The sequence below is a fragment of the Apibacter adventoris genome, from assembly GCF_002964965.1.
Classification (GTDB): Bacteria; Bacteroidota; Bacteroidia; order Flavobacteriales; family Weeksellaceae; genus Apibacter; species Apibacter adventoris.
The window spans coordinates 98883-113089 of record NZ_PSZN01000002.1 but is presented as its reverse complement, the minus strand read 5'-3'; the positions used below and the strand labels follow the sequence as shown (position 1 = coordinate 113089).

General features: G+C 29.8%; 10 protein-coding genes. 6 read left to right on the top strand and 4 right to left on the bottom strand.

Annotation, left to right across the window (positions count from 1 at the left end; genetic code table 11):
- Positions 1 to 206: 206 nt before the first annotated feature.
- Entirely contained in the window at positions 207 to 2852 is a 2646-nt protein-coding gene (gene clpB / locus C4S76_RS01270; protein WP_105191905.1) for an ATP-dependent chaperone ClpB, read from the bottom strand.
- A 278-nt stretch (positions 2853 to 3130) separates the two neighbouring features.
- Positions 3131 to 5767 (bottom strand): S9 family peptidase, encoded by a 2637-nt coding sequence (locus tag C4S76_RS01265; protein WP_105191903.1) that lies wholly within the window; start codon positions 5765 to 5767, stop codon positions 3131 to 3133.
- Between the two features lie 188 nt (positions 5768 to 5955).
- Between C4S76_RS01265 and C4S76_RS01260 the strand changes: the two genes are divergently transcribed.
- The 4 genes from C4S76_RS01260 (at position 5956) to C4S76_RS01245 (ending at position 10986) form a co-directional block, all read left to right on the top strand.
- Complete coding sequence (locus C4S76_RS01260; protein WP_105191901.1) at positions 5956 to 8118, top strand: TonB-dependent receptor; 2163 nt, start codon at positions 5956 to 5958, stop codon at positions 8116 to 8118.
- Positions 8119 to 8131: 13 nt separating this feature from the next.
- Positions 8132 to 8767: a hypothetical protein gene (locus C4S76_RS01255; RefSeq protein ID WP_146105655.1), complete on the top strand. Its 636-nt coding sequence runs from the start codon at positions 8132 to 8134 to the stop codon at positions 8765 to 8767.
- Positions 8768 to 8882: 115 nt separating this feature from the next.
- Positions 8883 to 10217 carry a histidine kinase gene (locus C4S76_RS01250; RefSeq protein ID WP_105191897.1) on the top strand — a complete coding sequence of 445 codons (1335 nt, stop codon included), beginning with the start codon at positions 8883 to 8885 and terminating at the stop codon, positions 10215 to 10217.
- 25 nt (positions 10218 to 10242) lie between these two features.
- The gene (locus C4S76_RS01245; RefSeq protein ID WP_105191895.1) at positions 10243 to 10986 is read left to right on the top strand and encodes a LytR/AlgR family response regulator transcription factor; all 744 of its coding nucleotides are present in this window, start codon (positions 10243 to 10245) and stop codon (positions 10984 to 10986) included.
- 1 nt (position 10987) lies between these two features.
- Here the strand turns inward: C4S76_RS01245 and C4S76_RS01240 are convergent, their stop codons facing one another.
- Positions 10988 to 11677 (bottom strand): LexA family transcriptional regulator, encoded by a 690-nt coding sequence (locus C4S76_RS01240; RefSeq protein ID WP_105191893.1) that lies wholly within the window; start codon positions 11675 to 11677, stop codon positions 10988 to 10990.
- Between the two features lie 167 nt (positions 11678 to 11844).
- Positions 11845 to 12537, bottom strand: a complete 693-nt coding sequence (locus C4S76_RS01235; protein ID WP_181044015.1) for a helix-turn-helix domain-containing protein — start codon at positions 12535 to 12537, stop codon at positions 11845 to 11847.
- 110 nt (positions 12538 to 12647) lie between these two features.
- Between C4S76_RS01235 and C4S76_RS01230 the strand changes: the two genes are divergently transcribed.
- Positions 12648 to 12857 carry a hypothetical protein gene (locus C4S76_RS01230; RefSeq protein ID WP_105191889.1) on the top strand — a complete coding sequence of 70 codons (210 nt, stop codon included), beginning with the start codon at positions 12648 to 12650 and terminating at the stop codon, positions 12855 to 12857.
- Between the two features lie 313 nt (positions 12858 to 13170).
- Positions 13171 to 14196: a succinylglutamate desuccinylase/aspartoacylase family protein gene (locus C4S76_RS01225; protein ID WP_105191887.1), complete on the top strand. Its 1026-nt coding sequence runs from the start codon at positions 13171 to 13173 to the stop codon at positions 14194 to 14196.
- The last annotated feature ends 11 nt before the right edge of the window (positions 14197 to 14207 follow it).

Sequence of the window (14207 nt, the reverse complement as noted above, 5' to 3'; positions counted from 1 at the left end):
TCAATATTATAATTTGTTACAAATATGTATATATAATTGTTATTAAGATATGAGGGTGTTTTCACTAAAAATATTTTAAACCAAATAAATAAGGTAATAAAGAAAGATTACAAAATATTAATAAATAGTTTATAAATTATATAAAAAACAATATTTAACAAATCCGGTAAAAATTTTTACCGGATTTGTTAGGCATAAATTAATTCTTATGATTCTATTTCATCTTTATTTTCTTTTCTAAAAACTAAACCTGTTTCAGGAAAATAATCAGCAACAATATTCTCATTTTCATTAACTTTTCCACCTAATATTTCTTTAGATAATTGGTTTAATATTTCGTGTTGAATCAATCTTTTTAAAGGTCTTGCTCCAAAAGAAGGGTCGTAACCTTTTCCCATAACATAATCTTTAGCTTCATCGGACATACTCATATGAATGCCTTTTTTTGATAGTATTTTGTTAAGAGAGTCCAATTGTATGTCAATAATACTTCTTATTTCGCTCTTATTTAGAGGTTTAAATACGATGGTTTCATCAATACGGTTTAAGAATTCAGGACGCAAAGTTTTTCTTAACAATTCCATTACCTGTTCTTTGGTCAATTCTAAAATCTCTTTATAATTATCTCCATTTAGTTTTTCGAAATTTTCCTGAATGAGATTAGAGCCCATATTAGAGGTCATTACAATAATGGTATTTTTAAAGTTTACGGTACGTCCTTTATTATCGGTTAACCTACCATCATCTAAAACTTGTAAAAGAATATTAAATACATCAGGGTGTGCTTTCTCTATTTCATCCAATAAAATTACAGAATATGGTCTTCTACGTACGGCTTCTGTTAACTGTCCTCCTTCATCATATCCTACATAGCCCGGAGGAGCCCCTACCAATCTGCTTACAGAGTGTTTTTCCTGATATTCACTCATATCTATACGGGTCATAGAGTTTTCATCATCAAATAAAAATTCTGCTAATGCTTTAGCTAATTCGGTTTTACCTACTCCGGTAGTACCTAAGAATAAGAAAGATCCAATAGGTTTTCTTTCATCATTTAATCCGGCTCTATTTCTACGAATTGCATCGGCTACTGCTTCAATTGCTTCTTCCTGTCCTACAACTCTTTTGTGAAGAACAGATTCCAAATTTAATAACTTTTCTCTTTCACTTTGTACGAGTTTAGTTACAGGAATTCCCGTCCATTTTGCAACTACATCAGCAATATCTTCCGAATCAACATCTTCTTTAATTAATCTTGGACGATCTTCAGATAAATCAGCTTCAGCTTTAGCTAACATTTCTTCCTGTTCTTTTATTTTTCCGTAGCGTAGTTCCGCTACCTTACCATAATCTCCGGCCCTTTCAGCTCTTTCAGCTTCCAGTTTGAATTCTTCAATATTTTTACGTATTTCCTGAACCTTTTCTGCTCTTTCTTTTTCTGCTTTCCAAGATGCACTTAATTCATCTCTTTTTTCATTGAGCTGAGCTAGTTCTTCTTTTACATTTTGTAAACGTTTTTCATTGGCTTGTTTGATAGATTCATTTGAAGTAGGACTTTCAGCTTCTCTTTTAACAGCTTCTAATTCTATTTCCAATTGCATTTTTTTACGATCCAAAGCATCCAGTTCTTCAGGTTTTGAGTTCATTTCCATTCTAAGTTTAGCAGAAGCTTCATCCATTAAATCTATGGCTTTATCTGGTAAAAAACGATCTGAAATATAACGATTAGATAATTCTACTGCTGCAATTACTGCTTCATCTTTAATGCGAACTTTGTGATGTGCTTCATATTTTTCTTTAATACCTCTTAATATAGCAATAGCATCTTCTACATCAGGTTCTTCTACCATTACTTTTTGGAAACGCCTTTCTAATGCTTTATCTTTTTCAAAATACTTTTGATATTCATTTAATGTAGTAGCACCTATAGACCTAAGTTCTCCTCGAGCTAATGCAGGTTTTAGTATGTTCGCGGCATCCATAGCTCCGTCGCCACCACCTGCACCTACTAATGTGTGTATTTCATCAATAAATAAGATAATTTCTCCATTAGAAGCAGTGACTTCTTTTACCACAGCTTTTAAACGTTCTTCAAATTCTCCTTTATATTTAGCACCTGCAATTAGTGCTCCCATATCTAAAGAAAATATGGTTTTATTTTTTAAGTTTTCAGGAACATCCCCATTAATAATTCTGTGAGCAATACCTTCTGCAATAGCTGTTTTACCTACTCCGGGTTCTCCAATTAGTATAGGATTATTTTTGGTTCTTCGCGAGAGTATTTGTAATACCCTTCGTATTTCTTCATCACGACCAATAACCGGATCCAATTTTCCTTCTTGAGCTAGTTCGTTCAGGTTTTTTGCATATTTATTTAAAGAGTTGTAAGTGTCTTCTGCCGATTGAGAAGTTACCCTTTCTCCTTTTCTTATTTCTTCGATAGCTTTCATTACCCCGTTTTTGGTAACTCCTTGATTTTTTAGTAATTGTGAGGTGCTATCATTTACAGAAAGAATTCCTAAAAAAATATGTTCCAGACTCACAAACTCATCTTTCATCTTATTTGCTTCCAATTGAGCCTCATTTAAAACTTTGTTTGCATTTTGTGAAAGGTATAACTGCCCTCCTGATACTTTCGGCAAAGAAGAAAGTATAGTTTGTAGTTCAGAGTTAATGTATGCTAAATTTGAATTTTGTTTTTTTAATATAAAGGTAATAACGCTTGCTTCACTTTCTAATAAAGATTTAAGTAAGTGAGCTGGCTCTATTGCCTGGTTCTCTAATCCTTGAGCAGTCACTTGTGCTTGCTGTAAGGCTTCTTGTGATTTGATGGTTAATTTATTAAAATCCATAATTTTTTATAATCTCTTGCTTTTTGTATTATCAAAATGTAAACCAAAGTTGTTATAGAAAATAAATAAATGTTTAAAAATCAAAAGTTTAGATAATAAAAACAAGTGATAAAAATACCCGAAATTGACAAATTGTCTTAAATATGATTTAAAAATAGTCAAACATAGACTTTTTGTCACTACATTGATTGATAAGTTAGGAGTTATAGGAGGGAAAGTTAAAATCCGGCTTATGTAATTAATTACATAAGCCGGATTTTAATATTAGTTTGAATATGCTATTTTTTTGTTGTAGTTATTTTAGCATTACCCATTGCGGGAATTATAAGTTCTATTTTCTCGGCAGATTTTGTTTTTGGGTTAATCCATAATGTAGCTTTATCAGAAGCATTTTCTGCATTGATTATCTCTACTTTTGTACAATTTGTGTTATTGATTTTTTCAGTTGCTGTTACAGTAAGTATTACTGTCTTAGCTTTTTCGGTTAGTATATCTGGTATTTGAAAAGTTAGAGTATATCCTTTTTCTAAAGGCAAACCGGAAATAATCAGGTCATATCCTGCACCATCCGAAATATAAGCTCCACTCATAGGGATTTCCATACTTTTCCCCTGTATTTCTAAAGATACTTTATTTTTTGAAAATTGAACAGGAATATTCATTCCCATTTGAGTAATTGTTCTTTTTATTGGGGTCCAGTTCGATGTATATAGAGTCTCATCAGTAGATTCTCCCATCATACCTTTCGAATCTTCTTTAATCCTCCATCCGTTTTCTGAATGAGAAATTGTTCTTTTCATCTCCATAGGAATGGTTTGTCCCTGTACTTCAATCACAGTTGTATAATTAGTTATATCGTCTTTTAGTGGATTGTTTATCCCAGGTAATTGAGATGATAAAGTTGTTTTTATGGGAGCTTCATACGTTACTTTAGAAATATCGACTTTTAATTCGTTTAACCTTTTTGCAACATCTTCAGGCATATCTATCTGGTATTTTCCTCCTAATATTTCAGCTAGGAATTTTTCGGTTTCTGCATACATAGCCATTTGGTTGACTGGTTTTGCAAATCCATGTCCTTCATCATCTGCAAGTAGATAATTTACTTTTTTACCTTTATCTCTAAGAGCTATTACAATCTGGTTAGATTCTGCTTTTTTTACTCTCGGGTCATTTGCTCCCTGAATTATAAGTAAAGGTTTTTTTATTTTGTCTACACTAAATAAAGGACTGGCTTCTTTTATTCGTTTTTTTCCTTCTTTCGTGTTGGGATCTCCAGTCATTCCATATAAAAAAGCTCTGGCAGCTTCCCAATAGGCGGGAACAGATTCTAATAAAGTAAAGATATTGCTTGGTCCTACAATATCTACTCCACAAGCATAAACGTCTGGGGTGAAGGCTAATCCGGCTAGAGTAGCGTAACCACCATAACTTCCTCCCATAATTGCAATTTTATTTTTATCTGCTATTCCCTGTTCTATAAGATATCTTACTCCCCAGGTTATGTCGTCTTGCATGAGTTTTCCCCATTGAAGATCTCCAGCGTTCATGAATTTTTTTCCATATCCTCCGCTGGCTCTGAAATTAGGTTGTAAAACAGCATATCCTCTGTTGGCTAAAAATTGTACACTTGAATTATATCCCCAATGAACACGAGGTCCTTTAGGTCCTCCATGTACAAAAATAACGACCGGAAGATTCTTTGCTACTTTGCCAGTAGGGACAGTAAGATATGCAGGAATTTCCAATCCGTCACTACTTTTATAAATAACGGGTTTCATTTCTGCCAGATGTTGTTCAACTTTTTTTAGCTCCGGCCTTGGGGTATACTGTAAAATTAAATTTTTAGTTTTAGTATCATAAAAGTAAGATTCGGCAGCATATTTATCACCACCCACAGCTATTAAAAATTGAGAATAATCTGATGTGCTGCTCTGAAAATCAATTTCCCTTCCGGGGAATTTACTTACCAGAAATTTATAGTTTTGTTCCCAGACTTTATCTTTCCAGTAATATTCTGTTTTATCTAAAATATAAGATGTTGAGATTAGTTTATGAGTGTTTCTATCTAAACGGATGCCGTCAATATCTACTTTTCCTTTTGGATCGCTTTCAATTTTGGTGGTTTTCTTAGTTTGTGGGTCCATTAAAAATAAGGTCATCAAATCTAAATCTCCTTTATTGGAGATTAGGTAAAACTGTGAATTGTTTTCATTCCATCCGGCAGCATAAGCCTTTTCCGTTACTAAGGTTTCATAAATAGGGGTTAATTTATTATTTTCATCTTTTCGTAAAATAGTGGTGGACCCATTTTCATCTGTACGATAGAGTAATCGTAGTTTTTCATCCCAGTCAAAATCATAATTGGTAATTCGATCATTGTTTTCGTATATTTTTTTTAATTCACCGGAAGATATTTTTAAACTATATAAATCGTGCCATGCTTTATCTCTGTCGTTTAATCCAATCATTAATAAATCAGGATTTTTTTTGCTTGCCATAAATATTTTGGCATTGACTTCATTTTGTGGGGTAAGATTTTTGGATTCGGGGACTTTTGCTTGGGTGGTTGTTGCTGTTGGAGCTACAGCAAAAACATTAATGTTTTCATCACCGTCTTTATCTTTTACATATAGAATATATTTTGAGTCATAAGTCCAAAAATATCCATACAAAGGACGTTTGCTGTCGGTTAACGGTCTGGCTTTTTCAAAAGGTTCATCAAATTTCTTTATCCAGATGTTCATAATTCCTTCATATTCTTTGGTGAAAGATATCCATTTACCATCCGGGCTAAGTTGTCCGTTGGAAATCTCAGGGTTTCCGAAAAATAATTTTCTGTCTAATAAAGGAGTTTCTTGAGCCTTTATAAGAGGGTAACTGATTAATAGTATTAATAATAATATTCTTTTCATGCAATTTATTTAATTTATTATTATAGGTCTTCGGTTTTTATATTATGTAACATGTAGTAATTAAAAAACATGAATTTTTATATAGGGTTGTAAATTATTTCAATTCATCCTGCTTAAATTACAATTGAGTAAGATATTTTTTATAAAGTGATTATTAACATAGACTTTTGAAGTGAAATTAAATATACATGAAAATTTTACTTTATATAATAGGAATTTTAACAGGATATTTTATGTCAGCACAAACTATTTCAGGTATTGTTACAGATGGAAAAGGAAACCCTGTTTCCGGAGCAAATGTATATATTAAAAATACTTTGTTAGGGGCTACCACATCTAATAAAGGAGAGTTTTCTTTTAATGTTGAAAAAGAAAAAATACCTTTTTATTTATTAGTTGAAAGTAAGGGAAATGGGATGGAAAGTGTGAGAGTTGAAAATATTAATGAATATATAAAAATAATTGTAATAAAAGGAGGAAAAGAAAAGAAGATTGAAGAAGTCATAGTTACGGGTTCTTTATTTAAATCTGGAGATTTGTCAAATGCTACGGCTTTTTCTTCTTCAGATATTTACACCAATCCGAATGCTTTGGGTGATATTATACGGGCAATGGAAAATGTTCCAGGGGTGCAATTTGTACCGGGAGACGGACGTCTTTATATACGCGGAGGAACCTCTGAAGAATCTAAGATATTCATTGATGGCTTATTAGTTCTTTCTCCTTATACAGCTACAAGGCCAAATAATGCGGTAAGAGGAAGGTTTTCTCCGGATCTTTTTCAAGGTATTAATTTAAGTACCGGAGGTTTTTCTTCAGAGTATGGACAGGCTATGTCGGGAGCTTTAATGTTAGATTCTAAAAAACAGAATCAATATGAAGATAAATCTGATATAAGTTTCACAACAGTAGGAGCATGGGGTGGATTTACAAAAAAGAGAGAGTCAGATGTTTTTCATATTACAGGGAACTATACTAACCTTACCTTATATAATGCGCTCTTTCCTGATAGAAATGACTGGAATCGTCCCTATCAACAAATTAGTTCAGAGATTTATTATCAGAGGCTAATAAAGAATGGAGTTTGGAAGTTTTTTGGAAGTTATGCAAACTATAATTTTTCTTTAAATGAAAAAACTCCAGATTATGCTAAAATAAGAAGGGATTTTTCTGTAGAAGATATTTATACATATATCACATTAAATTATGATTTAGGAAATCGTTACAAGTTATATGCTGGAGTTAATTTTGGATATTCGGCTCAACGAATTGAAGGAGCTTTAATACCTTGGGATGTTATGAAACAGGAAGAAAATTTGTCTCATTCTAAAATATTAATTAAAAAGAAGATGGGGGGGAGTTTTGAATTTAAGGTTGGAGGAGAATTACTTTATAAAACATACAATCAGAATTATAAAACCGAAAAATCAGTATTCCATCCCTATTTTACACATGTCCTTAGTACAGGTTTCTCGGAATTTAATTGGGCGATCACACATAAATTAGGAACAAACATGGGTTTGCGAATAGATAATTCTTCTTTATTAAAAGAAAGTGCTTGGTCTCCTCGTTTTTCATTGAATTATAATCCTAATAAAAAGAACCAGATTTCAGCTTTTTTAGGGACTTATTTTCAATCTCCGGATAATGATATGTTGAAATATAATAGAAATCTGGATTTTTCTTATGCAGATAATTATATACTAAGTTATACTTATACAGCTTACAACTTATTTTTTAAAGCAGAAACCTATTATAAAAAATATCACGACTTAGTAACCTACTCTGTTAATTCTTTGAATAATAGATTTTATGAGAGTATATCCAATTCCGGATTCGGGGATGCTAAAGGGATTGATCTTTTTTTGAAATCTGGATTTACGAATTTTAAATATTGGATTTCCTATTCTTATATTGACACGGAACGTAAGTTTCTCAATTATCCTATAAAAACACAACCATCTTTTATAGCTAAACATACCGCTTCTTTTATAGGGAAATATTGGATTCAGTCTTGTAAAACACAGGTGGCTATAAGTACTAATTATTCATCCGGTCGACCTTATAACAACCCCAATAGTCCCGGATTTAATCAAAATAAAATCCGGGACTATTGGAATACCAGTTTAGGTATAGCTTATCTTCCTAAAGAAAATATAGTGGTATATGCCAATTTGAGTAACCTGTTAGGTATAAAACAGGTTTTGGGGTATGAGTATTCATCTCAGTCTGATGATCAGGGAGTGTATACTAAACAAAAAATTCTACCCAGTGCAGACCGGGTGTTTTTTCTCGGAGTATTTATAACTATAAGTAAAAACAAAAAATTAAATCAATTAGATAAATTATAAAAAAATCAGAATTATGAAAAAAATAGTGGTAATAGTTAGTCTTTGTCTTAGTGTAATCTTAGCAGCACAGACGAAAGAAATGTATCAGAAAGAAATGGAGAAAATAGTAGTTTCTTTAGATTCTGCAACGTCATTAGAACAAATAACGGATTTAAATAACCAGTTAGTAAGGGTGAACAGACTATTTCCTGATCAATGGCAGCCATTATATTATGAAGCTTATATTGATTTATGTAGTTTCTTTATAAAACCGGATTTAGGAATTGCTGTTTTGAATGATGCCGAAGATAGAATAAGAGAAGCATTGACCATAGAAGGGGCAGATAAATCAGAACTATGGGCTTTGCAGGGATATATTATGATGATGAAAATTAGTACAGATCCTATGAATTTAGGGGTTTCTTTAACAGGGAGTGTTTATAATATATTGGAAAAATCCATAAAGGAAAATCCTGAAAACCCACGCCCCAGATTGGTATTGATTAATTTCAGTATGGGTAAAAAAATGTTTTTTATAGAAGATGTTTCTGCTGAATGTGAGCAATTGCCCAGAATAGAAAATCTTATGAAATCTGAACACAAAACTCCTCTTACTCCAAAATGGGAGCGATTACTTTTTGAGCGGGTTGCAAATAAATGTTTAAAATAGATCTGTCGTATATAAATACAAATAATAGAATAACATTTTATTCATAAAAAGTACAATTTAAATTTACCTTTACTATATTTTATAAAAAGTACAAATTATCAAAAAAATAAGTAAAATGAAGAATATTCCCAAGTTTATATTAGTTATTTTATTAATTACAGGACTAATTTTATTCATCAATTACCGATTAGAAGCAAAAATTGAATTTAAAGATCTTCTAACTATTATATTTTTCACAATGGCTTATGCGTGTGCAAATTATTTGGGGATAACACTAGTTATCTCTATAATTAAGAAAATATTTAGAAAAGAAGGGCAAGAAAAATTAGGATTAATAACTGGGCTTATATCTTCAGTTTTAGTATCTTTTCTTGCTACTTTTTTAGTTAATCTTTTAATTGTAAGTGTTGAAGGGAAAACAATTGAGGAAACCTGGAATGGTATCAGATTTGTTTTTTATTATTTAATACCGATTTTAATATCCGTAATTATTACATTAATTAATTATATTTCATGGTTTTATGAGAAAATATATCATGATAAAAATCAAAAGCAAGAATTAGTAATACAAAAAATATCATCTCAATATGAAGGTTTACAAAAACAGTTAAGTTCTCATTTTCTCTTTAACAGTTTAAATGTATTAGATTCTTTAATTGATGAAAATAGATACGCAGCACATGAATTTACCCAAGAATTATCTAGTATATATCGTTATGTATTGGAACAACAAACAAATGACTTTGTTACTGTCAATGAAGAATTGAAATTTGTAAAAAGTTATATAAATCTTATGAATAAAAGGTTTGAGGGGATGGTTGAGTTTTCAGTTTCTGATGATATAAATAAAGAAGGTCAAGTATTTCCCTTAAGTATTCAACTTTTAATAGAAAATGCTTTTAAACATAATAGGTTAAGTGAAAGTAATCCTTTGAAGATAGAAATTATACAAATTGGGGATGTACTCAGTGTGAAAAATAATCTTTCTCCCAAAAAGAATATACAATCTACTAGTAAAAAAGGTTTGGTTAACATACAGGCAAGATATCAGAAATTAGGGTTGTCTATGGAAATTGAAAAAACGGAAAAGGAATTTACAGTATATCTGCCTATAATAAATAAAAACTATGTAACAATGGAATATACTGTAAAACAAAGGGAAGTTGCAGAAAAGAGGGTTGGAGAACTTAAAAAATTCTATAAAACGTTGATGTCCAATATTATGGCAATATTAATTTGTACATCTATAAATTTAATTACAGCTTGGGACCATATATTTACGGCCAATGGAATTAATTTATATTTTTTTTGGGCTATCTGGGTGATTGTTCCTTGCGGAATAGTAGTTTTAGGAAAAGCCATAACTCTGTTTTGTCTCCCAGATTCTAAATATGATTGGGAAGAAAGGAAAATTAAAGAAATATTAGAAAAAAAGAGATTTAATTCATAAATATTATAATAATTTCCACAATTTAATGAAAACAATTATTATAGAAGATGAAAAACCAGCAGCAAGAAGACTGGAACGAATGCTTATCGCTCAGGGACTTGAAGTAGAAACCATTTTATATTCTGTAGAATCTTCCATAAAATGGTTTAAGTCTAATTCTTGTCCAGCCTTATTATTTTCTGATATACAATTGGGAGATGGTTTGTCTTTTGAGATTTTTGAATCTGTAAATTTATTTGATAGTTTTATTATTTTTACTACAGCCTTTGATCAATATACTCTAAAAGCCTTTAAGCTAAATAGCATAGATTATTTGTTAAAACCTATACAAACAGAGGAATTAAGAGCTGCAATACATAAGTTTTCCCAGATTAATTATAAGAAAGAAGATTTCTATCCGGAATTATTAAAAAATATGTTTGCTAAAAATTTTATATATAAAGAACGTTTTTTAATAAAAGCAGGAAATTTGTTGAAACCAGTGTATGCAAAAGATATATCTTGTTTTTTTAGTGAGAATAAAATAACGTATTTACAAATTTCAGACAGAGGTTACCCTTTAGATATTACATTGGACGAATTGGAAGAAGAATTGAATCCTAAAAATTTCTTTAGAATAAGCCGACAGTGTATAATTCATATTTCTTATATTAAAGATATATTGCCTTATTCCAATTCTCGATTACAAATAAATGTAGAAGATAAAAAAGAATCATTTATTGTGAGCAGGGAAAGGGTTTCCGTATTTAAAAGCTGGTTAGGGGAATAGGTTAATACAGACGAATACTTGCACGAATAAGAGCAAGAGTCTTAACCTTTTCCAGTGGTATATCCTGAGGCTCATACTGAGGATTTTCACAGGTCAATTTAATAGAATCTTTTCCTAATTCTGATTTTTGCAAATAACGAATGGTGAGAAAACTGTTATTTTCATCAATAACTATTTCTATTAGATACATTTCTCCCCAAAACATATTATCTTTAGAAACAATTTTAAAAGCAATAATATCTCCACTTTTAAAAAGAGGATACATTGAATCATTTCTTACATAAATAGCTCCATCGCAATTTGAAAGATTAGGAATTTTTATATAATTTGTGATAACATTTTTTGAATTGAATATAGCGTCCTTAAGGCCAAGTCCTGTATCTAGATTATATAATGGAATGTTATGTAAATTTTCATTTGAAGAATCACGATTATATATAGGTTCGTTAACCTTTTGTTTTTTTATATCAAAATAAGAATTTTTATAATTTAACATGGGACCATTCCCTGTTAATAACCATTCAATATTTATTTCAGGACATTTTTTGTGTATCAATTGAGGTTTATAAGTATTTCGAGATTTCCAGTTTGAAAGAGTTTGAGATGAGATTCCTAAAAAGCGAGCTAACTCAACATCTTTTTTAAAACCTAAATAAATCATGAGCTTATTGAAAATTTCCCTTTTATCCATATAAATACACACGAATTAAGTTCTTGAAAAGCAAATTCTGTTATTAAATTTATTTAAACAAATATAATAAAATTGTTTTGTTGTTACAACAATAAAACAGTTTTAAACTAGAGATGAAATATGGTGTGTTATATATAAGTAGCAGAATTTGAAAATATTACATAGATTTAATTAAAACATATACTTGCCTGAATATGGGCAATAGAAATAATTTCATTAGAATTTAGTTCAGTTGTTTTATTAAAAGTATTTTTAGTTTGAAAAACAAAAACTTGTCTTTCTGGAATAAATTTTTCTAAAATTCTAATTTCAAACAATTTGTGTACTTTGTTGTTTATTATTTTTTCAGTTTCAATTAAGTACATTTTACCTGAAAGAGTTTCTTTTAGGGTAATATTTTTAAAAATAATAATATCACCTGCTTTAACAGTCGGGAACATTGAATTATCTAAAACGTAACAAGCTGCATCAAAATCTGAAATACCCGGAATTCTTACAAATTTTAAAATCTTTGTCCATTGGGTTTTATTATTACATAAATCATGAAGACTGATACCGGAATCCAAATTATAAATAGGAATTTCAGTCTTATCCAAAGCATAAGAAGTAGAAGGCTCAGAAGCAATTATATTATCAACTAAATATTTAGGATAAACCTTGCATATATTTCCAGTTCCCGTAAGTAGCCAATCAGGATTAATATCTTTACATTTACTATATATCAGTACAGGATCATACGTATTCCTAGCCTTCCAATTAGATAAAGTTTGCGGAGAAATTCCTAAGAAATTAGCAAATTCTTTGTTTTTCCGAAATCCATAATGTTTTTTAATATCATTTAAAATACTGATTTTATCCATGTATAGTATAAAAATAAACATTTCGTGTAAAATTATTTGCACAAGTAAACAAAATGTTTATATATTTGTTGAATGTTAAACAAATATATTAAAAATAATATAATATTGTTATGACAACCGAACAAATTAAAAAAAAATTACAGGTTGGAGATTATATATTAGCATCTAAAATGCTTAAAACCACTCCTGAAAATGTAAGAACTCGTTTTAATAGGAATAAACCAGATGTTTTAGATGCTTTAAGTATAATTATAATTAATAGGGAAAATTTAATAAAAGAATATAGATTTAGGAAAATATCTTCAGTAAAAGATGAATAAAATAATTATCAAATGTATGGCTAAAAAGAGATAATTGTATATTTAGTTTGAATTTTTAATGTTTGAACACAAAAAGAAGAGGTGCGTTAAGCATCTCTTCTTATCTTCATATAGAAGAACAATCAAATTTAACTTAAAAATAATAGATAAAACCTTAATTATGAGTAATAAAAAAAATTCTTAAAATGATCAAAGATTAAAAGTCTAGAAACAATCTTTACAGCAAAGGAATAATTTTGGTAGGTTTTTTGAAATGCACATATATTAGCAAATTTTTCTTAAAAAATTATTTTTATAAATATGTCAGATTGAAATGAAATACATAATATCAGCCATAATACTATTTACTATCGGGTTTTTTATGAATGCACAAGAGTTTTTTTTTGAAAACAAAAAAATTCCTTTAAATACACGTTTTGATACTCTAATAACAATAGGAGATAAAGTTAAGACAGAAATTCCTGTAACAGTAATAAATGGAAAACAAAAAGGTCCCGTTTTAGGTATTATTACATGGAATCATGGGTATGATTATTCTCAAATTATAGCCATACAAAAATTAATACAAAAAGCGAATCCTCATGAGATAAAAGGAACCTTACTTATAGTTAACATCCCGAATGTTCCTTCTTTAATGAGCCGAGTTAGTTATGTTGATCTGATGAAAAGTAAAAATCTGAATAAAAGTTCTTCCAAGAATGAAAAAGAAACAGAACAAATAAGAGAATTTATAACAAAAAAAATTATAAATCGATGTAATTATTTGGTACATATGTGCACAGGCGATGCTTATGATGATATAATACCATATGCCGGGTTTTATAATTATTATTCAGATGTTCAATTATCAGAAATAACTAAGGCAATGGCTCAAAACATGGGATTTAATTATGTAGTAGCTTTGGGAAATAATGAAAAATTTGTTAATGATTCTAAATATACCTCAAGAAAAGGTAAATATCAACATATCCCAACAGTATTTATAGAATGTGGCAGTATGAGGCAGGAAGAGGGAAAAGAGGTATATGATCTTAACAAAGCTCTAAACAATTTAATGATATATTTGCAAATGCAACAAGGCGTAAAGTCTAATATTCCATCAATACTTATAGAAGAAAAAGAAAATATAATTAGTAATTCTGATGGAATTTTTTATTCAGATGTAAAAGCAGGAGATCATGTAAAAAAAGGACAAAAAATAGGATATATTACTGATTTTTTTGGAAATAAGCTAGAAGAAATAAAAGCGGTTGTTTCAGGAGTTGTACTATATAAAATAGGCACTCTGCCAGTAAAAAAAGGAGATCAGTTGTTTGATATAGGAATCATTTATATGTAATGAATATAATG

Excerpts from the sequence above, each read along its gene's own strand:
- clpB (WP_105191905.1), bottom strand. The coding sequence starts at position 2,852 with ATGGATTTTAATAAATTAACCATCAAATCACAAGAAGCCTTACAGCAA.
- C4S76_RS01265 (WP_105191903.1), bottom strand. The coding sequence starts at position 5,767 with ATGAAAAGAATATTATTATTAATACTATTAATCAGTTACCCTCTTATA.
- C4S76_RS01260 (WP_105191901.1), top strand. The coding sequence starts at position 5,956 with ATGAAAATTTTACTTTATATAATAGGAATTTTAACAGGATATTTTATG.
- C4S76_RS01255 (WP_146105655.1), top strand. The coding sequence starts at position 8,132 with ATGAAAAAAATAGTGGTAATAGTTAGTCTTTGTCTTAGTGTAATCTTA.
- C4S76_RS01250 (WP_105191897.1), top strand. The coding sequence starts at position 8,883 with ATGAAGAATATTCCCAAGTTTATATTAGTTATTTTATTAATTACAGGA.
- C4S76_RS01245 (WP_105191895.1), top strand. The coding sequence starts at position 10,243 with ATGAAAACAATTATTATAGAAGATGAAAAACCAGCAGCAAGAAGACTG.
- C4S76_RS01240 (WP_105191893.1), bottom strand. The coding sequence starts at position 11,677 with ATGGATAAAAGGGAAATTTTCAATAAGCTCATGATTTATTTAGGTTTT.
- C4S76_RS01235 (WP_181044015.1), bottom strand. The coding sequence starts at position 12,537 with ATGGATAAAATCAGTATTTTAAATGATATTAAAAAACATTATGGATTT.
- C4S76_RS01230 (WP_105191889.1), top strand. The coding sequence starts at position 12,648 with ATGACAACCGAACAAATTAAAAAAAAATTACAGGTTGGAGATTATATA.
- C4S76_RS01225 (WP_105191887.1), top strand. The coding sequence starts at position 13,171 with ATGAAATACATAATATCAGCCATAATACTATTTACTATCGGGTTTTTT.